The 26,831-nt window shown below is 40.9% G+C and carries 18 protein-coding genes and 1 pseudogene; 14 read left to right on the forward strand and 5 right to left on the reverse strand.

The window, feature by feature from the left end:
* Positions 1–52: 52 nt before the first annotated feature.
* Positions 53–1,516, forward strand: a complete 1,464-nt coding sequence (locus RB151_RS12280) for a tetratricopeptide repeat protein (RefSeq protein ID WP_042843542.1) — start codon at positions 53–55, stop codon at positions 1,514–1,516.
* A gap of 12 nt (positions 1,517–1,528) precedes the next feature.
* Positions 1,529–1,885 (forward strand): arsenate reductase (glutaredoxin), encoded by a 357-nt coding sequence (gene arsC, locus RB151_RS12285; protein WP_048607347.1) that lies wholly within the window; start codon positions 1,529–1,531, stop codon positions 1,883–1,885.
* A gap of 144 nt (positions 1,886–2,029) precedes the next feature.
* Here arsC and hda read toward each other — a convergent pair whose 3' ends face one another.
* From hda to upp, 3 genes are all read right to left on the reverse strand, one after another.
* Complete coding sequence (gene hda, locus RB151_RS12290; protein ID WP_042843540.1) at positions 2,030–2,731, reverse strand: DnaA inactivator Hda; 702 nt, start codon at positions 2,729–2,731, stop codon at positions 2,030–2,032.
* Between the two features lie 126 nt (positions 2,732–2,857).
* Entirely contained in the window at positions 2,858–4,153 is a 1,296-nt protein-coding gene (gene uraA / locus RB151_RS12295) for a uracil permease (protein ID WP_042843539.1), read from the reverse strand.
* Between the two features lie 109 nt (positions 4,154–4,262).
* On the reverse strand, positions 4,263–4,889 hold the full coding sequence (gene upp / locus RB151_RS12300; RefSeq protein WP_042843538.1) for a uracil phosphoribosyltransferase: 627 nt from the start codon (positions 4,887–4,889) through the stop codon (positions 4,263–4,265).
* Positions 4,890–5,243: 354 nt separating this feature from the next.
* Between upp and purM the strand changes: the two genes are divergently transcribed.
* The 7 genes and pseudogenes from purM (at position 5,244) to RB151_RS12335 (ending at position 14,968) form a co-directional block, all read left to right on the forward strand.
* The gene (purM, locus tag RB151_RS12305) at positions 5,244–6,284 is read left to right on the forward strand and encodes a phosphoribosylformylglycinamidine cyclo-ligase (RefSeq protein WP_042843537.1); all 1,041 of its coding nucleotides are present in this window, start codon (positions 5,244–5,246) and stop codon (positions 6,282–6,284) included.
* Positions 6,284–6,934 carry a phosphoribosylglycinamide formyltransferase gene (purN, locus tag RB151_RS12310; protein ID WP_042843536.1) on the forward strand — a complete coding sequence of 217 codons (651 nt, stop codon included), beginning with the start codon at positions 6,284–6,286 and terminating at the stop codon, positions 6,932–6,934. The genes purM and purN overlap by 1 nt, the downstream gene beginning before the upstream one ends.
* Before the next feature lie 204 nt (positions 6,935–7,138).
* A complete protein-coding gene (speG, locus tag RB151_RS12315) occupies positions 7,139–7,726 on the forward strand; it encodes a spermidine N1-acetyltransferase (RefSeq protein WP_042843535.1) in 588 nt (195 codons plus the stop codon).
* Positions 7,727–7,782: 56 nt separating this feature from the next.
* Positions 7,783–9,852: a polyphosphate kinase 1 gene (ppk1, locus tag RB151_RS12320; RefSeq protein ID WP_042843534.1), complete on the forward strand. Its 2,070-nt coding sequence runs from the start codon at positions 7,783–7,785 to the stop codon at positions 9,850–9,852.
* A gap of 4 nt (positions 9,853–9,856) precedes the next feature.
* Complete coding sequence (gene ppx / locus RB151_RS12325) at positions 9,857–11,386, forward strand: exopolyphosphatase (protein ID WP_071548148.1); 1,530 nt, start codon at positions 9,857–9,859, stop codon at positions 11,384–11,386.
* 372 nt (positions 11,387–11,758) lie between these two features.
* Positions 11,759–13,029 (forward strand): annotated as a pseudogene (gene mgtE / locus RB151_RS12330) (magnesium transporter); the annotation flags it as partial.
* A gap of 583 nt (positions 13,030–13,612) precedes the next feature.
* On the forward strand, positions 13,613–14,968 hold the full coding sequence (locus RB151_RS12335) for an MFS transporter (protein WP_042843530.1): 1,356 nt from the start codon (positions 13,613–13,615) through the stop codon (positions 14,966–14,968).
* Positions 14,969–15,039: 71 nt separating this feature from the next.
* Here RB151_RS12335 and RB151_RS12340 read toward each other — a convergent pair whose 3' ends face one another.
* Both RB151_RS12340 and RB151_RS12345 read right to left on the reverse strand, forming a co-directional pair.
* Positions 15,040–16,260: a hypothetical protein gene (locus tag RB151_RS12340; protein ID WP_071548149.1), complete on the reverse strand. Its 1,221-nt coding sequence runs from the start codon at positions 16,258–16,260 to the stop codon at positions 15,040–15,042.
* 82 nt (positions 16,261–16,342) lie between these two features.
* Positions 16,343–16,831 (reverse strand): hypothetical protein, encoded by a 489-nt coding sequence (locus RB151_RS12345; RefSeq protein ID WP_071548150.1) that lies wholly within the window; start codon positions 16,829–16,831, stop codon positions 16,343–16,345.
* A 400-nt stretch (positions 16,832–17,231) separates the two neighbouring features.
* Here RB151_RS12345 and RB151_RS12350 point away from each other — a divergent pair, with 400 nt between their 5' ends.
* From RB151_RS12350 to baeR, 5 genes are read left to right on the forward strand one after another with little or no spacing between them, the layout of a single operon-like run.
* The gene (locus RB151_RS12350) at positions 17,232–18,482 is read left to right on the forward strand and encodes an MdtA/MuxA family multidrug efflux RND transporter periplasmic adaptor subunit (RefSeq protein WP_048607361.1); all 1,251 of its coding nucleotides are present in this window, start codon (positions 17,232–17,234) and stop codon (positions 18,480–18,482) included.
* Entirely contained in the window at positions 18,482–21,604 is a 3,123-nt protein-coding gene (locus tag RB151_RS12355) for an MdtB/MuxB family multidrug efflux RND transporter permease subunit (protein ID WP_071548151.1), read from the forward strand. The genes RB151_RS12350 and RB151_RS12355 overlap by 1 nt, the downstream gene beginning before the upstream one ends.
* Entirely contained in the window at positions 21,604–24,693 is a 3,090-nt protein-coding gene (mdtC, locus tag RB151_RS12360; protein WP_048607365.1) for a multidrug efflux RND transporter permease subunit MdtC, read from the forward strand. Before RB151_RS12355 ends, mdtC begins: the two co-directional genes overlap by 1 nt.
* 2 nt (positions 24,694–24,695) lie before the next feature.
* Complete coding sequence (gene baeS / locus RB151_RS12365; protein ID WP_042843523.1) at positions 24,696–26,099, forward strand: two-component system sensor histidine kinase BaeS; 1,404 nt, start codon at positions 24,696–24,698, stop codon at positions 26,097–26,099.
* Positions 26,086–26,775, forward strand: coding sequence for a two-component system response regulator BaeR (baeR, locus tag RB151_RS12370; protein ID WP_042843521.1), 690 nt, complete (start codon positions 26,086–26,088; stop codon positions 26,773–26,775). Before baeS ends, baeR begins: the two co-directional genes overlap by 14 nt.
* The last annotated feature ends 56 nt before the right edge of the window (positions 26,776–26,831 follow it).

Below are 26,831 nucleotides of genomic sequence, written 5' to 3' on the forward strand. Positions count from 1 at the left end.
AAAGTCGGTACTTACCCTAAATTTTAAATGTTGTATGGGATACTCACGTTTCATGAAGAAAAAATTCAAACACCCATTATTGGCTTTCATGATCGCCGCACTGATGAACGGTGCAGTTTTACCTGCTTATAGTGCCATAGAAGACACCTTACCTGATATTGGCACCACAGCTGGGGGCACACTGAGCATCAACCAAGAAATTATTATGGGTGATGCTATTACACGCCAAATCCGTGCTAGTACACCACTCATTTACGACCCATTGTTGACTCAATATGTTAACAAACTTGGTATGCGGTTAGTAAAGAATGCCGATTCAGTTAAAACACCGTTTAAGTTTTATCTCGTTAATAACCCTAATATTAATGCTTACGCCTATTTTGGCGGTAATGTCGTATTACACTCCGCGTTATTTCGTTACAGCCAAAATGAGAGCCAACTCGCTTCGGTGATGGCCCACGAAATTTCACACGTCACCCAACGGCATCTTGCCAGGATGATGGAGGATCAAAAAAGTACCACCCCTCTTGCGATTGCGGGGACGATTGGTTCTTTATTATTAGTGATGGCAAATCCACAAGCAGGTTTTGCCGCACTGACAAGCACGATGGCCGGTGTGCAACAAGGCATGATCAGCTTTACACAAGCGAATGAACAAGAAGCTGACCGTATTGGTTTACAAACACTAAGGCGTTCTGGTTTTGACCCCCATGCAATGGCTGATTTTATGCAAACGATGTCAGACCAAACACGCTATATGTCTAAACCCCCTGAAATTTTGCTAACGCACCCCTTACCAGATAGCCGCTTAGCGGATGCTCGAAACCGTTCAAATCAATACGCTAAAGTCAGCGTGCCATCTTCACTGGATTTTATGTTAGCCAGAGTCCGTATATTGGCAATGTATAGTTCAGACCAAAAACATGCATTAGACCAGATTATTGAAAATTATGGGAAAGGCTCTGCACAAGAACAAATAGCCGCGCAGTATGGTAAAGCCTTGATTCTGTCGCAAGATAAAAAATACGCAGATGCAGGTAAAATCATGGCTGAATTATTAGCTAAACAGCCTGATAACCCTTGGTTTATCGATACCATGACGGATATTGATATTGAGCAAAAGCGTGTATCAAAAGCCGTTACGCGCTTGCAAAATGCCTTGAAGAAATCCCCTCAAAATACGGTGTTTATTGTTAATCTTGCGAATGCATTAATTAATGACCATCAATATAAAGAAGCCAGAACATTGCTGAATAAATACACTTTCGATTATCCAGATGACCCCATCGGTTGGGATCTACTGGCAGAGGCGTCTGCTAAACAAGGTAACCGTACTGAAGAGTTAGCAGCTTATGCTGAAGGTATGGCACTGCGCGGAAATTATGATACTGCGATTAATTATCTCACTGATGCTAGCCGTAAGAGCAAATTAGGCAGTTATGAACAACAGCGCTATGATGCACGAATCGATGCACTGATAAAACTGCAATTACGTGATAAAAATGCAAAACCGTAAGGAGTTAATATAATGACGGATTCGATTAAGATTTACCACAACCCTCGTTGCTCTAAAAGCCGTGAAACCTTAGCCCTGTTAGAGCAAAAAGGCATTGTTCCCACTGTGGTTGAATACTTAAAAACACCCCCAACAACGGGTGAAATCAAAAAACTGCTCAAGATGTTAGGGTTTAAAGATGCTCGTCAGTTAATGCGCACCAAAGAAGATTTATATAAAGAATTGAATTTAAGTGATGACGGCTTAACACAGGATCAACTAATTAAAGCGATGCATGAAAACCCGAAGCTGATTGAGCGCCCTATTGTGGTTAACGGCGATAAAGCACGTTTAGGCCGGCCACCTGAGCAGGTACTTGAAATTTTATAAAAACTGTTTGGTGATAAAAGTCGTACTCAATATATTATTGAGTTTGACTTAAGTTATTTCTTTTCTACCAAACATTGTTTAAAAGGCGATATGCATGAGTCTATCGCCTTTAGTTTTATATATTGATTTAATCAATAATATTGACTAGAGCTTTAAGATATCTTTGACAAATGGAATGGTGAGTTTTCGCTGTGCAACAATCGAGGCATGGTCAAGTTTATTGAGAATATCGAACAATGTCCCCATTTTTCTATCAAGACGTTTTAACACAAACCGGCAGACGTCTTCAGGAAGCTCAAAACCACGGATACGTGCACGTAATTGAAGAGCCCATATTTTATCTTCATCACTAAGTGGATGCAGCTTGTAGATTTGCCCCCAATCAAGGCGAGAGGCCAAATCCGGTAATTTCAACTCAATCTGCCGTGGGGGTCTATCACCCGTAATTAACAGGCAAGTACGGCCAATTTCTAAAATACGGTTATATAAATTGAAAATAGCCATTTCCCATTCTTCATCACCCGCTATACATTGGATGTTATCGATACAAACCAATGATAAATGTTCCATGCCATCTAATACTTCAGGAACAAAATATGCACGTTTATCAAGTGGTACATAGCCTACAGCAACACCCTGTTCAGAAAGCTCAGCACATGCAGCATGCAATAAATGGCTTTTCCCACCACCTTCACGCGACCAATAATAGATATAGCTACCATGTGGTTGAATAATTGCAGACTGAATAGCAGACAACAACGCCCCATTCTCCCCGGCATAGAAGCTAGCAAAGGTTTCATCATCTGGAAGATATAGTGGTAATGAAAGCTGTGATGGTGTGTTCAGAAGCGCCTCTGGCTGTACAAATCAATTTTCATCTCCCAGTTTACCATAAAAAACGAGGAGAGATGAATAAGAACGGTTTCCAATTGCCGCCCAATATTTTGAGCGGCGTATTGAAAACAATGTGAATTATTTTTTATGACTATTAAGCTCTTGCACTTCTGATGTCACAAACTGTTTCTCAGGCCGGACAAAGGTAATAAAACGGAATAACAATGCCATACAAATACCAACAATCGTAGCCAGTGCCATACCTTTAAGTTCTGCTTGACCAATATGGATCACCGCCCCACTGACACCAATAATTAAAATCACTGACGTCAAAATCAAGTTTTGCGGTTTGTTGTAATCCACTTTCGAATCAATTAAAACACGGATACCCGATGCACCAATTACCCCGTATAATAAGAGTGATACCCCACCCATCACCGGTACCGGCACTAATTGGATCGCCGCAGCTAACTTACCAATGCAAGAAAGTAATATCGCTATTACCGCTGCACCACCAATAACCCAAGTACTGTATACCTTAGTAATGGCCATAACACCGATATTTTCGCCATATGTCGTATTCGGAGTGGAACCAAAAAAACCAGAAATTACAGTAGAAAAACCGTTTGCAAACATAGAACGATGTAAGCCCGGTGTTTTCATCAAATCCCGTTCAACAATATTTGCAGTCACAACTAGGTGGCCAACATGTTCTGCAATTACCACTAATGCAGCAGGCAAAATGGTTAAGATAGCAAACCATTCAAAGCGTGGCGTATAAAAAGTTGGAATTGCAAACCAAGGTGCTTCGATTACGGGTGTAAAATCGACAATGCCCATAAAGTAAGAAAGTGCATAACCAACTAAAAAACCAATTAGAATCGGAATGATAGATAAAAAACCACGAAAAACAACCGCACAAAGGATAGTTACAGATAATGTCGTCAGGGAAATGATTAGTGTATTGCTATCGACTGTGGCGCCATCTTTAGGCAATAAGCCAGCCATACTTGCTGCTGTTTGAGCTAATTCTAAACCGATAACGGCAACAATCGCCCCCATAGCCGCGGGTGGGAACATCACGTTAATCCACCCCCTTCCCGCAACTTTAACAATCAATGCAACAAGACAAAACAATACACCACAAATAATAAAGCCACCCAGTGCCAATTCATAACCGAGTGGCAATAAAATCAATACCGGCGAAATAAAAGCAAAACTAGACCCTAAATAAGCAGGAATTTGGCCTTTACAGATAAATAAATACAACAGGGTGCCTATCCCGTTAAACAATAATATTGTTGCTGGGTTTACGCCAAACAGAATCGGTACGACAACGGTTGCGCCAAACATAGCAAATAAATGCTGGAAGCTCAGTGGTATGGTTTGGAGTAATGGCGGTCTTTCTTCAACACTGATGGTGCGACGTGTCATTTTATTTTATCCCCTTTTAGCAATTTTTTACTGAATTGGCTTATCACTTTAAATACAGTGGTTCTCTACGAATAAATCAAAAAAAGCCGACTTCTCAGTCGGCTTATCATTATTTTGTACCAAATATCTTATCACCCGCGTCACCCAGACCCGGAACGATATAACCATCTTCATTAAGACGCTCATCTATGGAAGCGGTATATAATTCAACATCAGGATGTACGGCTTCTAAAGCTTTAATACCTTCAGGAGCAGCCACAAGCACAAGTATCTTAATTGACGTACAACCTGCATTTTTTAACAAGTCGATAGTCGCAATCATTGAACCACCCGTTGCTAGCATTGGGTCAACAACGAGTGCCATACGCTCTTCAATGTTGGAGGCGAGTTTTTGAAAATAGGGAACTGGTTGTAGTGTTTCTTCATCACGATAAACACCAACCACACTGATACGTGCACTTGGAATACTGTCTAACACACCATTCATCATACCAATACCTGCACGGAGAATTGGTACTACAGTGATTTTCTTACCTTTAATTTGTTCTATTTCTACAGGACCACACCAACCATCGATAGTCACTTTTTCAGTTTCAAGGTCAGCGGTTGCTTCATAAGTCAGTAGGCTACCAACCTCTGAGGCCAGTTCACGAAAGCGTTTAGTGCTTATATCATGATCTCGCATCAGGCCGAGTTTATGTTTAACGAGAGGGTGGTTTACCTCAACGATCTTCATGGTTTTCTCCTACTATTTAAGACGTCGGCGGACAAAAAAATCGCCGGATTATACCTCTTTTAGCTACGATTGCCACTAGATTACCCTTGACTTTGGTCAAAACAACAACAATTAGACCCATTTTTTTCATATTATAGCTTATCTCAGCTAAGTTGATATTTGATAAACAGCAATCACTATCTCCGTGACCTCATTTCTTTTGGCTGATGTTTATTTACTGAATATTGTCATTTCTTTTCCCCTGACAATGACAAAAATTTTCATTGATAAAGCTATCGCAAACGTTTGCCTAGCCTGTTAGAATAATGCTAATGAAGTTAATTTTCTCAAAATGTAATTGCCTTGGGGGCCGTAGTGACTGATAAAACCTCTCTTAGCTATAAAGATGCCGGTGTCGATATTGATGCAGGTAACGCCTTGGTTGAACGTATTAAAGGTGTGGTAAAGGAAACTCGCCGTCCAGAAGTCATGGGCGGGCTTGGGGGGTTCGGCGCATTATGTTCCCTGCCTCAAAAATATCGTGAACCTGTACTCGTATCAGGTACTGACGGTGTAGGCACAAAATTACGTCTAGCAATGGATTTAAAACGCCATAATACTATTGGTATTGACTTGGTTGCGATGTGTGTCAATGACCTAATCGTTCAAGGTGCTGAGCCACTGTTTTTCCTCGATTATTATGCAACCGGTAAACTTGATGTCGACACTGCGGCAAGCGTTATCACTGGTATCGCAGAAGGCTGTAAACAATCAGGCTGTGCATTAGTTGGCGGCGAAACAGCAGAAATGCCCGGCATGTACCATGGGGAAGATTACGACGTTGCAGGTTTCTGTGTCGGTGTCGTCGAACGCTCCGAGATCATCGATGGCAGCAAAGTCAGTGCAGGGGATGCATTAATTGCTTTAGCCTCAAGTGGTCCTCATTCAAATGGTTATTCTTTGGTACGTAAAATTTTAGACGTTAGCCAAACTAATCCGGAAACCACACAATTAGACGGTAAACCTTTAGCTGACCATTTATTAGAACCAACCCGTATTTATGTTAAAAACGTATTAGAACTGATTGCTAACCGTGATATCCATGCAATCGCACATATCACAGGGGGTGGTTTCTGGGAAAATATTCCTCGTGTATTACCTGATAACACCCAAGCAATTATTGATGGAAATAGCTGGCAATGGCCTGCTGTCTTTGACTGGCTACAACAAGCTGGTGATGTCAGTACCCACGAAATGTACCGCACTTTTAACTGCGGTGTGGGCATCATCGTCGCCTTACCACCAAGTGAAGTTGAAGCTGCTTTAGCATTATTAACCCAACTTGGTGAAAAAGCTTGGCAAATTGGTACTATTGGTGAGCTTCCTGTGGGGGAAGAGCAGGTTGTGATCCGCTAATGAAGAAAATTGTTGTTCTCATTTCAGGCAGTGGTAGTAATTTGCAGTCATTAATTGATAGCTGCCATTCAGGGGAAATTGATGCTCAAATTGCCGCGGTTGTGAGCAACCAAGGCAACGCTTATGGTCTTGTCCGTGCACAGAAGGCTGGGATACCCGCCTTCTACCTTGATGCGACACAATATACCGACCGCCAAGCTTATGACACCGCCCTGTTAGAATATATTGAACAATACCAGCCAGATTTAATTGTTCTAGCTGGTTTTATGCGGGTTTTAACTGCACCTTTCGTTAATCACTTTACGGGGAAATTGCTCAATATCCACCCTTCTTTATTGCCCAAATACCCTGGGTTACACACTCATCGGAAGGCGCTGGAAAATGGCGATAAAGAACATGGTACATCCGTACATTTTGTTACAGAACAGCTTGACGGTGGGCCTGTAATTTTACAAGCCAAAGTACCTATTTTCACTGGTGATACCGAAGAACTTCTTATTGAGCGCGTAAAAACGCAAGAACATACCATTTACCCAATCGTTGTTGAATGGTTTATTAGTGGCCGTTTGTCGATGCACGATGGTAACGCGTTATTAGACAACCAAATTTTACCACCGAATGGTTATTCTATTGCATCATCAACGCTATAATTTATATTGTTAGCTAAGGGCGGAGTTTCCGCCCTTTTCTCTTTTATTTTTAGCGGTTAATCAAATCCCTCTGCATAAAGTGAACTATTCTTCAACAAGGAGTAGATCTGTCTGTGCTGTGTCATTATTTTATCGAAAAACCATGTTATCCTAGACGCAACGTTTTTATAAATAACATTTTACTCACTAACTTAGAGGTGTTTTATGACTACCGGGCAAGTTCATCCGTTTAGGTTGCGCCCACTTGAACGTGAAGATTTAGCATTTATTCATCAACTTGATAATAATGCCAGTGTTATGCGTTACTGGTTTGAAGAGCCTTATGAGGCCTTTGTTGAGCTAAGCGATCTTTACGATAAACATATTCATGACCAATCCGAACGGCGCTTTATTGTTGAGAATGATAGCGAAAAAGTGGGTTTAGTTGAGCTTGTTGAAATTGACTATATTCACCGTCGCTCTGAATTCCAAATTATTATTGCGCCAAGCCATCAAGGTCGTGGCCACGCAAGTCGTGCAGCAAAGCTTGCAATGGACTATGCTTTCTCTGTATTAAATTTATATAAACTTTACCTAATTGTTGATAAAGAAAATATCAAAGCTATCCATATTTATAATAAACTAGGCTTTCATACTGAAGGTGAGTTGATTGACGAATTTTTCGTAAATGGGCGCTACCACACGGCTATCCGCATGTGTATTTTCCAGCATCAATATTTTGCGATGAAACAACAGTCTGCTAACCCAGAAAGTGTTGTTGCTCAAGATAAAGCGATTAAACAACATATTTAGTTAGCTGGCTGAAATCAAAGCCTTAAAAAGTAACAAGCGTCTAATACGGAGTTATAATGTCCCAAGAACGTCTCTATCATGAAAAAGAGTTAAGCTGGCTATCTTTTAACGAGCGCGTTTTACAAGAAGCAGCCGATAAGCGTAACCCTCTTATTGAGCGTATGCGTTTTTTGGGCATTTACTCCAATAACTTAGATGAGTTTTATAAAGTTCGTTTTGCTGATGTGAAACGCCGGATTTTAATCAATGAAGAACGCGGCTCAGCAAGTGGTGCCCGTCACTTATTAAAGCGCATCCAATCTAAAGTTGCCAAACAGGAACAAGAGTTTGACGTTCTGTATAATGATTTGTTACTTGAGATGGCTCGTAACCAAATATTTTTAATCAATGAACGGCAAATTTCCCCACGTCAGCAGATTTGGTTACGTCAGTATTTCCGGCAAAATCTACGCCAGCACATCACCCCCATTTTAATCAATCCAGATACTGATTTAGTCGAGTTTCTGAAAGACGATTACACCTATCTTGCGATAGAAATCATTAATGGTAACCACATTCAATACGCCTTATTAGAAATTCCATCTGATAAAGTTCCAAGGTTTGTTAACTTACCACCAGAAAAGCCGAAAAGACGTAAATCAATGATATTAATTGATAATATCTTACGTTATACCCTCGATGAAATTTTTAAAGGTTTTTTCGATTATGATGAGCTCAACGCCTATTCGATGAAAATGACCCGTGATGCCGAATATGACATCGCCTCAGAAATGGAATCGAGCTTGCTTGAGATTATGTCTTCAACGTTAAAGCAACGTTTAACCGCAGAGCCAGTTCGTTTTGTGTATCAACGTGATATGCCTGATGAAATGGTTGCTTTGTTACGTGAAAAATTGGGGTTATCTAATGACGACTCGGTCATTGCAGGTGGGCGCTATCATAACTTTAAAGACTTTATTAACTTCCCTAATGAAGGGAATAAAAACTTATTAAACAAACCTCTACCAAGGTTACGTCACCGCTGGTTTGATAATTTCCGCAATGGCTTTGATGCTATTCGGGAACGTGATGTACTGCTGTATTACCCTTATTATACCTTTGAGCATACTTTAGAATTACTGCGTCAGGCTTCCTTTGACCCTAATGTATTGTCGATAAAAATCAATATTTACCGTGTTGCGAAAGACTCTCGCATCATTGATTCCGTGATCCACGCCGCCCATAACGGTAAAAAGGTCACAGTGGTAGTTGAACTGCAAGCACGTTTCGATGAAGCCGCTAATATACATTGGGCTAAAAGACTAACCGAAGCGGGTGTCCATGTTATTTTCTCTGCCCCTGGCCTGAAAATTCATGCGAAATTATTTATCATTTCACGTATGGAAGAAGGCCAAATTATCCGCTATGCCCATATTGGGACAGGTAATTTTAATGAAAAAACCGCTCGGTTATATACCGACTATTCATTACTCACCGCTAACGAACAAATCACTAATGAAGTGCGCCGAGTATTTAGTTTTATTGAAAACCCGTACCGCCCAGTCACCTTTGACAACTTAATGGTCTCACCACAAAATACTCGCATTAAATTAATGGCTTTAATTGACCAAGAAATAGCCAATGCACTTTCGGGGCTTCCAAGCGGCATTACATTAAAAATTAATAATTTAGTTGATAAAGAACTCACTGATAAACTGTATGATGCCTCTAATGCAGGGGTTAAAATTCGTTTATTAGTCCGTGGCATGTGTTCTTTAGTGGCAGGTCAATCGGGGTACAGCGAAAATATTCAAGTCACCAGCATCGTTGACCGCTTTCTTGAACATGACCGCGTCTATGTTTTCACTAATGCAGGGGACGAAAAAGTGTTTATTTCATCAGCGGATTGGATGACTCGTAACATAGACTATCGTATTGAAGTTGCAGTGAGTTTAGTTGATCCTCATTTAAAACAACGTGTTTTAGATATTCTAGAATTGCAATTTAGCGATACAGTAAAAGCCCGTTATGTTGACAAAGATTTGAGTAATCATTATGTTCCTCGCGGAAATAAGCGAAAAATACGTTCTCAACTTGCTGTTTATGAATATTTAAAATCACTTGAAACACCAGATACCAGAGCTTGATACTATGCCAATAACTTCAACATCATCACCAAGGCCACAAGAAATTGCGGCAATAGATTTAGGCTCAAACAGTTTTCATATGGTCATCGCACGTGTTGTCAATGGGGCATTACAAGTGCTCACCCGCCTTAAAAAGCGTGTCCACCTTGCTGATGGGCTGAGTGATACCAACGAACTCAGTGATGAGGCAATGGAACGAGGGCTTTCTTGTTTAGCTTTATTTGCAGAGCGTTTGCAGGGTTTTTCGCCTGATAATGTTTGTATTGTTGGCACCCACTCATTACGCGTTGCAACCAATGTGAAGCAGTTTTTGCAACGCGCCAAAGAAATTATCCCCTATCCCATTGAAATTATTTCAGGCCAAGAAGAAGCAAGGCTAATTTTTATGGGAGTTGAGCACACCCAGCCGGAAAAAGGTCGCAAGCTTGTTCTTGATATCGGGGGCGGCTCTACGGAAATCGTTATCGGTGAAAAATTTGAGCCACTACTCATTGAAAGCCGCAGAATGGGTTGCGTCAGTTTTGCTCGCACTTACTTTCCAAACGAAACCATTTCCCCTGATTTTTTTAATCGTGCTTATCTTTGTGCCTGTTTAAAATTAGAAAGTACAGCTATTTTATTTAAAAAATACACATGGGATGTTGCAATGGGGGCTTCTGGCACAATTAAAGCAACACATAGTGTATTACAAGAACTTGGCTATAAAGACGGTATTATTACTCGAGAACGACTGGCTGAAATTAAACAAATGGCGTTGAAATATAAGTCATTTAGCGCATTAAACATTCCCGGCTTGTCCAACGAGCGCAAGCAGGTTTTCGTTCCAGGACTGGCTATTTTATTGGCTGTATTTGATTCATTAGATATTAAAGAATTACGGTTATCCGATGGTGCTTTACGTGAAGGGGTTCTGTATGAAATGGAAGGCCGTTTTCGCCACCAAGATATCCGTCAACGCACTGCATTAAGCCTTGCCGAGCACTATAATATTGATAGAGAACAAGCAAAGCGCGTTCTAAAAACCATGGAAGAGCTGTATTACCAATGGGGTCAGCAAAACCCCAAACAGCTTAATCCTCAACTAGAATCTATTTTGATTTGGGCTGTTATGCTGCATGAAGTCGGGTTAAGTATTAATCATAGTGGCATGCACCGCCATTCTGCCTATATTTTACAAAACACTAACCTACCCGGTTTTAATCAAGAGCAGCAATTATTATTAGCCACGCTAGTCCGTAATCACCGTCGAGCCATAAAATATGACGATATTCCCAAATTTAATCTGTTTAAAAGAAAACAATTTATGCCGCTAATTCAAATCTTGCGGCTTGCCATATTATTAAATAACCAACGCCAATCAACAACAACCCCGACTTCATTACGAATAGAAACAGATGAAGGCCACTGGGCACTCTATTTACCAGAGGAATATCTCGTGCAGAATGCCTTGATGGTCCTGGATTTAGAAAAAGAAAGTGATTATTGGGAGGATGTTCCTGGTTGGTCATTACGTATTAGTGCGGAAACCAAGTAACTTACGCCATTATTGTAGTGATTTCTTCTGATTTTATTGGTTGATTACTGTGAAATCACTGCCTATTTAATTCAACTGTTTGAAATATTATTTAAATGGGCGACAATAATGATAATAAATTTCGTCCCCTCGTAGGCGAATTAATATAAAGCGCTGTGCGCTGTTATTGCTTTAAGGATTAAAATGTCACAACCTGCTTTCTCAATCGATGCGGTACCAACAGTAAACCCGCACTCACAAAAACTGGCGCATATCCGCCAGCAAATTCTGACGTTATTTTTAGACGACGAAGAGTTCGTCCATGCGCTTGTTGAAAATGATCAACACGTCAGTATTGATGACAAAGCAATTAGTGAAAAAATCAATACTGTAAAAGAGTTACTTCTTGACCTGCACACCGCTGATATCGCGGATATTTTAGAGATGCTCCCATACGATGAGCGTCTCGCATTATGGCGCCTTGTTGATAATAACGAACGCGGTGAAGTGCTAGTTGAAGCCTCTGTTTCTGTCTGGGACAGTCTAATCAAGGATATGTCAGATAGAGAACTTCTGCGCGCAGTTGCTAACCTGCATGTTGATGAGCAAGCTTATATCGCGGAACACTTACCCCGCGATACGATGCGTAGATTGCTAACCTATTTAGAACCCAGCTTACGTAGCCGCATCCGAGAAGTCTTGCAATACGCAAAAGATAGCGTTGGGCAAATGATGGACTTTGAGTTCGTCACCGTCCGTCCAAATGTGGCATTAAAAACGGTTCAACGTTATCTACGGCAACGAGGCAAAATCCCAGAAGCAACGGATAAAATTTTCGTTGTAGATAACAATAATTATCTACAAGGTGAATTACCATTAACCACGATTTTAACACAATCACCCGATAAAATCGTTGCTGAGGTCATGCGAACAGACACCGTCACCTTCTTACCCGATGAAAAAGGCGAAGATGCAGCAAGCGCGTTCGAACGCTATGACTTAATTTCCGCCGCTGTCGTAGACAGCAATGGCTTGTTAATGGGCCGTCTCACCGTTGAAGATATCGTTGATAACATCAGCGAAGAAAATGATAACAGTATTCGTCGTATGGGGGGTTAAGTCCTGAAGAAGATGTCTTTGCTCCCGTAGGCCAAGCAGTCAAAACCCGTTGGACATGGCTTGCTATCAATTTATGTACCGCCTTTGTCGCTTCCCGAGTTATCGGGGTGTTCGAAGATACGATTTCCCAATTAGTTGCCCTCGCCACTTTAATGCCTATCGTCGCTGGTATTGGCGGTAACACAGGTAACCAAACTATCACTATGATTGTCCGTGCTATAGCGCTTCACCAGATTCAAAGCGGTAGTTTCTCTTTCTTAATGCTCAGGGAGCTTGGCGTTGCCTTTATTAACGGTATTGTTTGGGGAGGTATAATGGGTGTCGTTACCTACTTCCTCTATGGCGATATTGCGATGGGAGCAGTCATGACACTGGCTATGGTTCTAAACTTATTAATGGCTGCGATTATGGGTGTGCTTATCCCGCTAATCATGATAAAACTAGGTAAAGACCCTGCTATTGGCTCCAGTGTGATGATCACTGCAATTACAGATACAGGCGGTTTCTTTATTTTCCTAGGCTTAGCCACCCTTTTCTTAGTTTAGCTGTCTCTATGCATGTCCAGTTACCTTTCTGGGCATGCGTCTTTATCACTAGTAATCTCTTTCTTTAATACATTTCAAATTGTTAACTTTTAGTCACTGTCGACTCTTTAGTCATGTTCATTTTTGCTAAAGATGTTTAGTTAGAATAATGACTATTTAGGATCACAGTATTTCCCTAGCAACTCTTATAATATTTTTTGTTATTCAAAAACGTAAGAAATTATTAAATTAATATTAATTAGCTAAATAAAACCCTGTTTTCGATATACGATATTCTGCAAATTTCATAATATTAACATCATATAAGGCTATTCACTGCCAGAGTGGGTGCTTAATTTAACCAATGACAACTAACCAGAATATGATTCTTGTTTTTGGTGCCGCGGTTTACAAAATATAGAATTTCCTGCTATAAATAGCATATGCAAAAAGATACTGTGTATTAAACTAAGTTATACCCATCCAACGTTTATGCCTCTTATCTGCACCCAATAAATATGATTAACTCATTATTTTGAGCAACTGCTTGTTATCTTGAATTTATCCTATACTGATATTTCAAGTATTTTAGAAGGAAAGAGTTATGACATCGCAACCAGCCAGCCAACCCTCGGCGCGGCCCTTGGGTAAAGAAGATTATAAAACATTAGGTTTATCCTCTTTAGGGGGTACGCTTGAGTTTTATGATTTTGTTATTTTCGTTTTTTACGCAAAAATTATTTCTCAGCTATTTTTTCCTGGGGATAACGAATTCCTTGCGTTAATGGCTACTTTAGGGTTGTTTGCTGCTGGTTACCTAGCTCGCCCACTTGGTGGGATTATTATGGCCCATTTTGGGGATAAAATTGGTCGTAAGAAAATGTTCACCTTAAGTATTTTCTTAATGGCATTCCCTACCTTTGTAATCGGTTTCCTGCCAACCTTTGAAACAATTGGTGCAGCAGCACCGCTATTACTATTATTGATGCGCATTATGCAAGGTGCTGCCATTGGTGGGGAAATGCCTGGGGCTTGGGTGTTTATTGCCGAACATACCCCTAAACAACGTTATGGCTTAGGGGTTGGGACATTAACGTCAGGTATTACAGGTGGTATTTTACTTGGTTCTATCGTGGCCATTATTATTGAGCGTTCTTATACCACTACTGAAGTCCATGACTTTGCATGGCGTATACCGTTTATTCTCGGGGGTATTTTTGGCTTTATCTCCGTGTATTTGCGCCGTTTTTTACAAGAAACCCCCATATTTAAAGAGCTAGCCGCGAAAAAAGCATTATCTCAAGAGTTACCTGTCAAAACGGTCATTAAATCACACAAACAAGCTTGTATGATTACCGCCGCGCTAACTTGGTCCTTATCAACAGCGATTGTTGTCACTATTTTGATGACCCCAGATGTCGTTTTAAAAGGGATCTACAATATTGACCGCAATATTGCATTGCAAGCCAACTGTGCTGCGACATTGACCTTAACTTTAGGCTGTATTTTCTGGGGATGGTTAGGCGATAAAACAGGGACTCGGACATCCATGACTTTGTCTTGGGGTGGTTTAGCTGTTACCGCGATTTATTTCTATTCATCGTTATCTTCAGATATTTCAGCAACTAGCTTAATTTTTAACTATGGCTTAATGGGCTTTTTTGTTGGTGCAATTGCCACAACGCCTATTATCAGCACACGTGCATTCCCACCTGAAATCCGTTATTCAGGGCTGTCATTTGCTTACAATGTTGCTTATGCGATTTTTGGTGGTTTAACCCCAATCCTGACGGGCGCATGGTTACAACAGTCTCATATGGCACCTGCATACTATGTAGCAGGCGTATCATTATTAGCTGTAGCGGTCGCATTTTTACCACTTTCATGGAAAGGTTGGACGGCAAACAACCAAGACAGTGAAGGCCACTCTACCGTTTTAAATACGAGTACAACACCGTAATTAAATCGTTACCATCAAACGGTCTGATGTGCCTATATTGGTGTCAGACCGTTTTTATTTATTCCATTTTGCTATATATCTAGACCAATAATTTGCTGTACTCTGCCATTTTGTATTAAGCCCGTATTATCGCTACTCGATGCTAAATGATCACTGCTTGATGAACCATCTTCCTTAAAAGCGCTTATATATGAAGCCATGATTTGCTCACATTGTTTATATTGCTCACTTGTTATTGACGCTATCGTATGTTTGTTAAATTTATCTCTTATAATCAACTTTTTAATATCTTTTTCTTTTTCTGCTATTTGTTGTTTAAGGTTTCTTTGTTCGCTACATAATGATAGAATTTTATTCAAGAGCTCATCTTTCTTAGCTCCACTCGGCGTGCTTTTTAATATTTCCTTTTTTTCTATTATTTCTACCCCTATTTTTTTCAAATTGTCATTAAATTCTTTATATTTCAAAAACTCATCCCCAAAATAGTCAACACCGCTATAGCTGTCTGCTTTATCAAGCTCTACAATTTCCTTTTTTTCTTTTAGTAAATTCTTAATTAGCCTATTTTTCTTAGTATCAAATTCCTGTTCAGTCATTAGTATTTCATCTGTTAAATATCCGATTTCTGGGAAGTACACTTCTGCATTAGCATGAAAAGAAGCCATCTTTCTCACATGAGCATCATAATATTTATTGGTGTCAAAATTAAAGGGGGCTGAAGACCTTTCATTTGGGTAGTGATGATGATTATCACTGCAACAGAGTTGCTTTTGGGTTATCAGAATAGCATCATTTATATGATGCTTTATATTATAGGTGTTATCTATGTATTGTACTTTACTTCTATAGCTAGATATAATTTCTGTCAAATAACGATTCATTCTTATAGCATATATATCCTTCTTTGTAGGTATATTGGCGAATTTTTTTACAATTTCGTTTATATACCCCTCCCATTTCATCGGCTTTTTTTGTGTGGTTTTTAAAAAACCTTCTATATACCCCTCATTATACTGGGGCATTCTTTGCGTAATATTAGTGATTTTTTCTATATAGCCATTGTATGTTTCGGTATATTTTTTTATTAGCTTTTCGCTTTTTTTCTCGAACTTTAGTTGAAGAGTATCTAGTTTATATCCTATCTCAATTCGTCTATTTAGCTTATTTTTATCTATACCTGTTTGTTCGCTTATTTTATTTATCTTTCTACGTAACAGTTCAAGTTCAATTGTTTTTTTGTGCTGGTTTACTCGTTTTTTTAACTGTTCTATCCTAGTTTTAACTAAATCCATATATGCTCTCCTATAGATAAATAATTAAATGGCCCCTAATTTAATTTGATATTAATTTTAGGAACCATTTTGTTAATACTAACTAAAGTGTTGCAATAGGTAATTCAAATGCATAATGAATATATTTAAATCCACTATCTTGGTTTACAGAGGTTACTTCATCTAGTGGAAAGCTGTTTGATGCTGAAACCAATACATCACTTTGTACTGTGGTTTGTACGTCTAATAAATTAATATTATCAAGCATAGCCAATATTTCTTGTGCTTCAGAACCGATTGTTTCCATTTCAGGAAAATTCATTTTATAACGCTCGATATGGTTAGACTCCACATTTTTAGCTACTTGTGCAGATAAATTTAAATTCTGAACTTGAGAAAATATTTCTTTCACTTCTGAAACTAGCATTTCTACCTCAGTATCAACTCCTGCCTTCCTATCATTATTTATAGGCATTGCAGCATTAATGTGCTTATTCATCTTTACGTCTTTTTCTGTACCGAGAGTTTGTGCTGAAAAAGTTTTAGCGTCATAAATGATGTCTGATAAAATTGAAGTATCGTATAAAATCATTGATTAATTCCTTTTAATATATACAGTTATTAAATTTCTAGACTCTTTTCAAAGAGTGAGCAAACGTTATTATTTTTATATTAATTAAACTAATTTTTAATTAATATAAAACAAATTAATTCATTTACAGATCAAACCTGTAAGTTTTATTAGATTGATTTTTAATGCTTTTTTGGGATTTTGTTGTTTTTGGAGAATGTCCTAAAATTGTTCTATGCTTAACAATTAATCACTATATGCAGCAAAGCAAACATAAATTGACACTTATTCATATTTCCTCCATTTTTCTTTGTACCTATCACGTTAAACTATTAATATGCCTAACTAACTCTTTTCAGTTAGTTTTTTTGCTCTAAAAACTCACTGAGCTTCCTTTTTTGTATTGAGCGACCAACCCAAAATGAATAAACAAAATCGCCGTAAAACATTGACTCGTTCTACTATTTTCGTTGCTATCCTTGTTGCAGCCGGAGCCTCTTGGTATTTTTATCAACAATCACAACAATCTGAAGCGCCTAATGCCAGTAACGTGGCAAAACCTAATTCACAACGCAGCGCCATGGGACGTCCACCTAGGGTACTCGCCCCTGTCCAATTTGCACTGGCAGAGCAAAAAGAGGTACCACGTTTTCTATCGGGGCTCGGTACAGTTCAAGCCGCTAATGTTGTCACCGTCACTAGCCGCGTTGAAGGCCAACTGATGCAGCTTTATTTTACTGAAGGTCAACATGTCAATGCCGGTGATTTACTGGCTCAAATAGACCCTCGTCCATTTGAAGTTCAGCTTTCACAGGCGCAAGGACAACTTGCTAAAGACAAAGCAACGTTAGCCAATGCACAGCTAGATTTGACTCGCTATCAAAAACTTGCTGGCAGTAACGTTATTTCACAACAAGAATTAGACAATCAAAAAGCTGCCGTTTTGCAAGCTCAAGGGAGTATTAAAGTCGATCAAGCCGCGGTGGATAATGCAAAATTACAATTAGCTTACAGTAAAATCACAGCGCCAATTTCTGGACGAGTTGGCCTAAAACTTGTTGATGTCGGTAATTTTATTCCCTCAGGAACTTCAACTCCGATTGTTGTGATCACTCAAACGCAACCCGCTGATGTGCTCTTCGCTTTACCTGAAGGGGATATTCCTGCTATCCAACAAGCTCAATCTTCAGGTCAAAAAGTTTTAATCGAAGCTTGGGATAGAAATAATATTGCCCTGATCGCTAGTGGTGAATTATTAAGTACCGATAACCAAATTGATGCCGCCACCGGAACATTAAAAATTAAAGCCCGCTTCACGAATGAAGATGAAACATTATTTCCTAATCAATTTGTTAATATAAAAATGCAAGTCGAAACCTTGCAAGATGCCGTGGTCATCCCAACTGCCGCACTACAAATGGGTAACGATGGCCATTATGTCTGGGTTTTAAGTGACGATAATAAAGTCAGTAAACACGCTGTCACTGTTGGGATGCAAGATAGCCAGCAAGTGGTTATTGAAAGTGGGCTAGCAGCGAATACCAAAGTGATTACGGATGGTGTTGATAAACTGACTGATGGCACCACCGTAGAAGTCGTTAACCCTGAGAGTATTGCAAAAAAAGCCCAAACGCCTCGTAAAGATAAACCAAATAGCGCGGAGAAAGCGTAATGCAGCCTGAAATGCCAAAAGGCGGTGGTCCTTCTCGCTTATTTATTTTACGCCCTGTCGCCACGACATTATTCATGGTGGCTATTTTACTCGCAGGGATCATTGGCTATCGTTTTTTACCTGTTTCGGCGCTTCCAGAAGTCGATTACCCAACAATTCAAGTCGTTACACTCTACCCAGGCGCCAGCCCAGACGTGATGACCTCTGCGGTCACCGCCCCTCTAGAAACTCAGTTTGGCCAGATGTCAGGCTTAAAACAGATGTCATCGCAAAGTTCAGGCGGTGCATCGGTAATCACGTTAATGTTCCAACTCACCTTACCTTTAGAGGTTGCGGAGCAAGAAGTTCAAGCCGCGATAAACTCAGCGAGTAGCCTATTACCTTCTGATCTGCCTTATCCACCAATTTATAATAAGGTTAACCCAGCTGATCCACCAGTTTTAACCTTAGCGGTTACCTCTGATGCGATGCCGTTAACACAAGTTCAAGATATTATCGAAACACGTATTGCACAGAAAATTTCCCAAGTTAATGGTGTAGGTTTAGTGACACTAGCCGGTGGTCAACGCCCTGCGGTACGGGTAAATTTAAACCCACAAGCCATGGCAGCAAAAGGCTTAGATAGCGAAACTATTCGCTTAGCAATTAATAACGCGAATGTTAACTCTGCAAAAGGGAGTTTTGATGGCCCGACCCGTGCAGTCACCTTGTCTGCTAATGACCAAATGAAATCCCTTGATGATTACCGCAAACTTATTGTGGCTTTTCAAAATGGTGCTCCTGTCCGACTTGGTGATATTGCGACCATAGTACAAGGTGCTGAAAATGCCTATTTAGGTGCTTGGGCTAACAATCAACAAGCTATTGTTATTAATGTACAGCGCCAACCCGGTGCTAACGTTATTGAAACGACAGATACTATCCGTGCCTTATTGCCTGAGTTAATTGAAAGTTTACCTAAATCAGTGAATGTCGATATTCTAACGGATAGAACCAGCACTATCCGTGCCTCGGTCAGTGATGTTCAGTTTGAGTTAATGTTGGCAATCGCCCTTGTTGTAATGGTAATTTACCTGTTTTTGCGCAATGGGATAGCCACATTGATCCCAGGAATTGCGGTGCCACTTTCCTTAGTTGGTACTTTCGCAGTGATGTATTTCTGCGGTTTCTCTGTCAATAACCTCACGCTGATGGCCCTGACTATTGCGACAGGGTTTGTCGTCGATGATGCAATTGTGGTAATCGAAAATATTTCCCGTTACCTTGAACAAGGGGATAAACCCTTAGTGGCGGCATTAAAAGGCGCAGGGGAAATCGGTTTTACCATTATCTCCCTCACCTTTTCATTAGTGGCTGTGCTAATTCCATTATTATTTATGGGGGATATTGTTGGTCGACTATTCCGCGAATTTGCCATTACCCTTGCCGTCGCAATTTTAATTTCTGCGGTGGTTTCTCTGACTTTAACACCGATGATGTGTGCTCGCTTATTAAAACCTGAATCGCAACATAAACATAACCGTTTTGAATTAGCCTGTGAGCGTTTTTTTGACCGTATGGTGGCCGGTTATGCGGTTTGGCTAAAACGTATTCTCAATCACCAATGGTTAACCCTGTCAGTTGCTGTGGGCACCATGGTATTGACCGTATTGCTTTATATGTGGATACCGAAAGGCTTTTTCCCATTACAAGACAGTGGAATTATCCAAGGTTCAATTGAAAGCCGCCAATCTATCTCGTTTGCAGCAATGGCACAAAAACAACAAGAGGTCGTCTCTAAACTATTAGCCGACCCTGCCGTTGATAATGTCACCACCTATGTCGGCGTCGATGGCACCAATGCAACACTTAATAATGCACGTATTCAGATTACGTTAAAACCACTAGATGACCGAGCAGATCGTGTCGTGGCAATTATTGACCGATTGCAACAATCAGCAGACAAAATTTCTGGCATCAATTTATATTTACAACCCATGCAAGACTTGACCATTGATACACAAGTGGCACGTACTCAATATCAATTTACCTTGCAAGCCGGTTCTTTAGATGAATTAGCAACTTGGGTGCCTCAGTTATTAACCGCGTTAGAGCAACAACCTGAGTTAGCCGATGTCAGTAGCGATTGGCAAAATAAAGGGTTAGTCGCTTATGTTAATGTTAATCGCGATACTGCCAGCCGTTTTGGTATCACTATGTCTGCAATTGACAATGCCTTATATAATGCATTTGGCCAACGCATGATCTCGACCATTTATACCCAATCTAATCAATATCGCGTCATTTTAGAGCATGATACCCAAACCCGTCAGGGGATGGATGCACTAAACGATGTTCGGTTAAAAGGGACTGATGGTGCGATGGTCCCATTAAGCACACTAGTCAATATTCAAGAAGGTACTGGCCCATTAGCGATTAATCACCTAGACCAGTTCCCTGCGGTTACCTTCTCATTTAACGTTGCCGAGGGTGCATCCCTTGAAGCCGCTGTTAATGCTGTCAAATACGCCGAATCGCAGATTGCCATGCCTAAATCCATTACCACACAATTCCAAGGCGCTACATTGGCTTTTGAAGCTGCATTAAGTAGTACTATTTGGTTAATTGCCGCAGCTATTATTGCGATGTATATCGTGTTAGGGATTTTGTATGAAAGCTTTATTCACCCTATTACCATTTTATCTACACTACCAACCGCTGGTGTTGGTGCACTACTCGCACTGATGATGGCGGGAAAAGACCTCGATGTCATTGCCGTTATTGGTATTATCTTATTGATTGGTATTGTTAAAAAGAATGCCATCATGATGATTGATTTTGCCCTTGCTGCAGAACGTGAAAAAGGGATGTCCCCTTATGATGCGATTTATCAAGCTTGTTTACTGCGTTTTCGCCCAATATTAATGACCACAATGGCTGCCTTGTTAGGTGCACTGCCATTAATGCTGAGCACGGGGGTCGGAGCGGAATTACGTCAGCCTTTAGGGATCAGTATGGTTGGTGGGCTTATCATGAGCCAAATTTTAACCCTATTTACTACCCCTGTGATTTATTTATTGTTTGACCGTCTTTCTCATTATTTTAAGCGACGCCGTCAAACCAATAAGGCGCAGGTGTCATAATGAAGCGCTTTTTTGCCCTGTTTGTCAGTCGCCCTGTCGCGACCACACTTATCAGCGTCGCCATAACCTTATGTGGCGCTTTAAGTTTTCTATTTTTACCTGTTTCCCCGTTACCCCAAGTAGATTATCCTGTGATAAACGTGACAGCGTCACTTCCTGGGGCTTCACCAGAAACAATGGCATCCTCCGTGGCTACTCCCCTTGAACGCTCTTTGGGGAGTATTGCAGGGATCAGCGAAATGACATCCAGTAGTGCTCTAGGGCGAACAACAATCACCCTTGAGTTCAACCTAGATAAAGATATCAATAATGCAGCACGTGAAGTACAAGCTGCTATTAATGCTGCACAAACACTACTGCCCAGCGGTATGCCAAGTCGCCCACGCTATTATAAATCCAACCCATCTGATGCTCCGATTATGATCCTAACGATGACATCAGAAACGATGAGCACTGGTGAAATTTATGATATTGCTTCAACACGCCTCGCTCAGCGTATCGCACAAATCGAAGGAGTCAGTGAAGTATCCGTTGGGGGCGGTTCACTCCCTGCTGTTCGTGTTGAATTAAACCCAACCGCCTTATTTAACCAAGGTGTCTCTTTAGATGCCGTCCGGTCTGCGATTAGCAGCGCCAATGTTCGTCAACCTCAAGGGTATATTAATGATGATGAAAAACGCTATCAGGTACAGACGAACGATGAACTAAAAAAAGCGGCAGACTATCGCCCTATTATTGTTCACTACCGTGATGGTAATGCCGTCCAATTGAGTGATGTTGCTAACGTTAAAGATTCTATTGAAAACATTCGTGCGGCGGGTATGGCTGATGGCAAACCCGCTATTTTAATTGTTATACGCCGTGAAGCGGGTGCCAATATTATTGAGACAGTTAACCGCATACGCGCTGAATTGCCTGAATTCAATGACATGATCCCCGCCGCTATTGACTTAAAAGTCGCACAAGATAGAACGCCGACTATCCGTGCATCTTTAGCAGAAGTCGAACGCGCTTTATTGATTGCCGTTGCCTTAGTTATTTTAGTTGTTCTGCTGTTCTTACGCTCAGGTAGAGCGACTTTGATCCCTGCGATTGCCGTGCCCGTTTCGCTGATCGGGACTTTCACTGCTATGTATTTATGCGGGTTTAGCCTTAACAACTTATCATTAATGGCACTGACAGTGGCAACTGGTTTTGTGGTTGATGATGCCATTGTGGTGTTAGAAAATATCTCTCGCCATATTGAAAATGGAACTAAACCCTTTATCGCCGCAATACGAGGCGTCCACGAAGTTGGATTTACCGTTGTCTCTATGAGTATTTCTCTGGTAGCTGTTTTTATTCCGCTACTGTTAATGGACGGCTTGGTCGGCCGCTTATTCCGCGAGTTTGCAATTACACTTGCCACCGCAATTGGGATTTCACTGGTTATCTCTTTAACACTGACGCCAATGATGTGCGCTTATTTGCTGAAGAAACGCGGTAGTAATATCAAAGCAAAGCATCGGGGATTTGGTCGAGTATTACTACGCCTACAAGAAAGTTACGCAGTGGCTTTAAACTGGGTATTAAATCATCGTCGTAGTGTTCTAGCGGTATTATTCGCGACTATTGGGCTCAATGTTTACTTATATATTACCGTGCCAAAAACCTTTTTCCCTGAACAAGATACTGGCCGCATTATGGGCTTTGTCCGCGCTGACCAAAGTATTTCTTTCCAATCCATGAAAGAAAAAATGACCCGCTTTATGCAACAAGTGAAAGATGACCCCGCTACCGATAATGTCACTGGTTTTACGGGTGGCAGCCGTGTGAACAGTGGTTTTATGTATATTTCATTAAAACCCCTTAGCGAACGCACTGAAAGCTCGGCTCAAGTAATCAACCGGTTAAGATTGAAACTCGCCAATGAGCCTGGGGCTAATTTATTTATGATGCCCGTTCAAGATATCCGTGTCGGTGGCCGACAAGCCAATGCCAGTTACCAATTTACCCTTCTTGCCGATGAGCTATCTGCTTTACGCGATTGGGAGCCTGCTATCCGTAAAGCATTAGGCGATTTGCCCCAATTAACCGATGTTAACTCAGACAAAGAAGACAAAGGCGCTGAAATGGCCATTACCTATGATAGGGATTTAATGGCGCAGTTAGGTATTGATGTTCGTGAGGCCAATAGTTTACTGAATAATGCCTTTGGCCAACGTCAAATTTCTACCATTTATGAAGCAATGAACCAATATAAAGTCGTGATGGAGGTCGCTCCTGAATACACCCAAGATGTCAGTTCCCTCGACAAAATGTTTGTGATTAATAATCAGGGACAAGCGATCCCCCTTTCCTACTTTGCGCGTTGGCAACCCGCCAATGCTCCATTAAGTGTTAACCACCAAGGGTTATCCGCTTCATCGACCATTGCATTTAACGTAGCCGATGGTTATACCTTGGATGACGCAATGGTCGAAATTGAAAAAACAATGACCGCCCTTGGCGTTCCTTCAACAGTCAGGGGGAGTTTTGCGGGTACCGCACAAATATTCCAAGAAACGCTAAAATCACAATTATTCCTCATTTTAGCCGCAATTGTTACGGTGTATTTAGTTCTGGGAATTTTGTATGAGAGTTATATTCACCCACTGACCATTTTATCAACACTGCCATCAGCGGGTGTAGGTGCATTATTAGCCCTAGAATTATTTGACACCCCATTTAGTTTAATCGCCTTAATTGGCATTATGTTGTTAATCGGTATTGTGAAGAAAAATGCCATCATCATGGTCGACTTTGCTATTCAAGCACAAAGAACCGCGGGACTTACCGCTCGTGAAGCCATATTCCGTGCTAGTTTGTTACGTTTTCGCCCAATACTCATGACAACATTAGCCGCAATTTTCGGTGCACTTCCACTGATGTTAGGTAGCGGTGACGGTGCTGAATTGCGCCAACCCCTTGGTATCACAATCGTCGGAGGGCTCATTATGAGTCAGCTACTGACTTTATTTACCACCCCCGTTGTATACCTAAGTTTTGATAGTTTAAGACAATATTGGCAACGTAAAAGAACAATTCCAACGGCAGTTAGTGGAGAGTAATCATGAAAATCAGGCTTAATAGTGTAAGTACCCGACTTTTTGTGGCTATTTTTGCTACCTGCCTGTTGTTAGTGGTGATCATGCACCAAGGTGTGCGTATGAGTTTCCAACATGGCTTTATTGATTATATTAAAGAAAACGATCAACAACGCCTCGAACTCGTCTCTGCGGCACTCGCTGATCAGTATGAAGAAACGGGTAACTGGCGCTTTCTCCTTAGTGATGAAAGGACATTCTTTCGCATTTTGAGATCGGTTGAACACCAACAGCATCGTGGACCCATGCGCCAACGTTGGCGCACCATATTTTGGGTCTATGACACGCAAGATACTCTGATCTTTGGTCGGGACACCCCCTTACCGAACAAGGTACTCCGTGAGCCTATCATCATTAATAACGGTAATACTGTTGGCTGGTTAGTGGCGAGTTATGAAGATGGCATTAGCAGTGCACTGGACCGACGGTTTGATAGTAAACAAATGTATACTAGTTGGGTTATCGCTGGCTTATCACTATTTGTCGCACTGATAGCCACTATCTTTCTTGCCCGCAGCTTTTTAAAGCCTATCAAGCGCTTGTTAGAAGGTACCAACCAACTTGCCAATGGGGATTTTACCACTCGAGTACCTGATACAGGTCGTGATGAACTCGGCCAATTAGCAAAAGATTTTAACCATCTCGCTTCGACTCTTGAAAAAAACGAGCAAATGCGCCGTGATTATATGGCGGATATTTCCCATGAATTGCGCACACCGTTATCGGTGCTTCGTGGGGAACTTGAGGCCGTACAAGATGGCGTACGCCAAGCGACGCCTGAAACCATTAATTCATTACTAAATGAAACTCAAACTTTAATTAAGTTAGTCAATGACCTGCACCAACTTTCCCTATCGGACAGGGGTTCGTTAGTTTACCGCAAGCAATCAACCGATATTATCCCATTGATTGAAATGGCTATTGGGCAAGCTCGTTGGCGCTTAGAAACAAGGCAATTAACCGTTGAAAAGCAATTAAGCGAACAAGCAATTATGTTTGCAGATCCAGACCGCATAACCCAATTGTTTTATAATTTAATGGAAAATAGCCTGCGTTATACCGACCCTCAAGGAAAAATAGTCATTAAGGTGACACAAGGCCCACATCAACTTTGTATTGTTTGGCAAGATAGTGCCCCCGGCTTAACCACTGAACAATGCCAGCACTTGTTTGAGCGTTTTTATCGTGCAGAAGGCTCACGAAATCGCGCAAGTGGTGGCTCCGGTTTAGGGCTTGCCATTTGCTATAATATTGTTGAAGCCCATAATGGGGAAATTACTGCCACCCCTTCTTCATTAGGCGGTGTAAAAATAACCATTAATTTACCTATTCAATCAAAGGATAAAGGCCGTGACCATGGTGGAAAATAGCAATTTGACCGTATTGATAGTGGAAGATGAACCTAAACTTGGGCAACTCCTTTATGATTACTTACAAGCTGCTAATTACCAGCCCGCGTTACTTTCGCGTGGTGATGAAGTGCTCCCTTACGTACAACAACATCAGCCCGCGCTCATTTTATTAGACCTGATGCTACCCGGCTTAGATGGTATTTCAATTTGCCGCGAATTACGTAAATTCAGTGATATCCCTATTATTATGGTCACCGCCAAAACAGAAGAAATAGACCGTTTATTAGGGCTAGAAATTGGCGCTGACGACTATATTTGTAAACCATTTAGCCCACGCGAAGTCGTTGCTCGTGTTAAAACGATTTTACGTCGCTGCCAACCTAACATTGTTCCGCCACAACACCAAACCAAACTGATTATTGATGAAAATGCATTTCAAGTTCGTTATGGCTCCCAGTTACTTGAGTTAACTCCTGCTGAATTTAGGTTACTGAAATTTATGTCTGATAATGCGGGAACGGTTTTTTCGCGCGACCAATTACTTGATATTTTGTATGACGATCACCGTGTTGTTACTGACCGTACTATCGATAGCCATGTAAAAAACTTACGCCGCAAATTAGAATCTCTTGATAGCGAAAAAACTTTTATACGTTCAATCTATGGTCTTGGTTATCGGTGGGATGAATACTAACCAATAGACATACTATTTTTGTGGGATATTTGGATTTTGACTGAAATAGAGTTAAA

The organism is Providencia rettgeri (genome assembly GCF_001874625.1).
Lineage (GTDB): Bacteria > Pseudomonadota > Gammaproteobacteria > Enterobacterales > Enterobacteriaceae > Providencia > Providencia huashanensis.

Excerpts from the sequence above, each read along its gene's own strand:
- RB151_RS12280 (WP_042843542.1), top strand. The coding sequence starts at position 53 with ATGAAGAAAAAATTCAAACACCCATTATTGGCTTTCATGATCGCCGCA.
- arsC (WP_048607347.1), top strand. The coding sequence starts at position 1,529 with ATGACGGATTCGATTAAGATTTACCACAACCCTCGTTGCTCTAAAAGC.
- uraA (WP_042843539.1), bottom strand. The coding sequence starts at position 4,153 with ATGACACGTCGCACCATCAGTGTTGAAGAAAGACCGCCATTACTCCAA.
- upp (WP_042843538.1), bottom strand. The coding sequence starts at position 4,889 with ATGAAGATCGTTGAGGTAAACCACCCTCTCGTTAAACATAAACTCGGC.
- purN (WP_042843536.1), top strand. The coding sequence starts at position 6,284 with ATGAAGAAAATTGTTGTTCTCATTTCAGGCAGTGGTAGTAATTTGCAG.
- speG (WP_042843535.1), top strand. The coding sequence starts at position 7,139 with ATGACTACCGGGCAAGTTCATCCGTTTAGGTTGCGCCCACTTGAACGT.
- ppk1 (WP_042843534.1), top strand. The coding sequence starts at position 7,783 with ATGTCCCAAGAACGTCTCTATCATGAAAAAGAGTTAAGCTGGCTATCT.
- ppx (WP_071548148.1), top strand. The coding sequence starts at position 9,857 with ATGCCAATAACTTCAACATCATCACCAAGGCCACAAGAAATTGCGGCA.
- RB151_RS12335 (WP_042843530.1), top strand. The coding sequence starts at position 13,613 with ATGACATCGCAACCAGCCAGCCAACCCTCGGCGCGGCCCTTGGGTAAA.
- RB151_RS12340 (WP_071548149.1), bottom strand. The coding sequence starts at position 16,260 with ATGGATTTAGTTAAAACTAGGATAGAACAGTTAAAAAAACGAGTAAAC.
- RB151_RS12345 (WP_071548150.1), bottom strand. The coding sequence starts at position 16,831 with ATGATTTTATACGATACTTCAATTTTATCAGACATCATTTATGACGCT.
- RB151_RS12350 (WP_048607361.1), top strand. The coding sequence starts at position 17,232 with ATGAATAAACAAAATCGCCGTAAAACATTGACTCGTTCTACTATTTTC.
- RB151_RS12355 (WP_071548151.1), top strand. The coding sequence starts at position 18,482 with ATGCAGCCTGAAATGCCAAAAGGCGGTGGTCCTTCTCGCTTATTTATT.
- mdtC (WP_048607365.1), top strand. The coding sequence starts at position 21,604 with ATGAAGCGCTTTTTTGCCCTGTTTGTCAGTCGCCCTGTCGCGACCACA.
- baeS (WP_042843523.1), top strand. The coding sequence starts at position 24,696 with ATGAAAATCAGGCTTAATAGTGTAAGTACCCGACTTTTTGTGGCTATT.
- baeR (WP_042843521.1), top strand. The coding sequence starts at position 26,086 with ATGGTGGAAAATAGCAATTTGACCGTATTGATAGTGGAAGATGAACCT.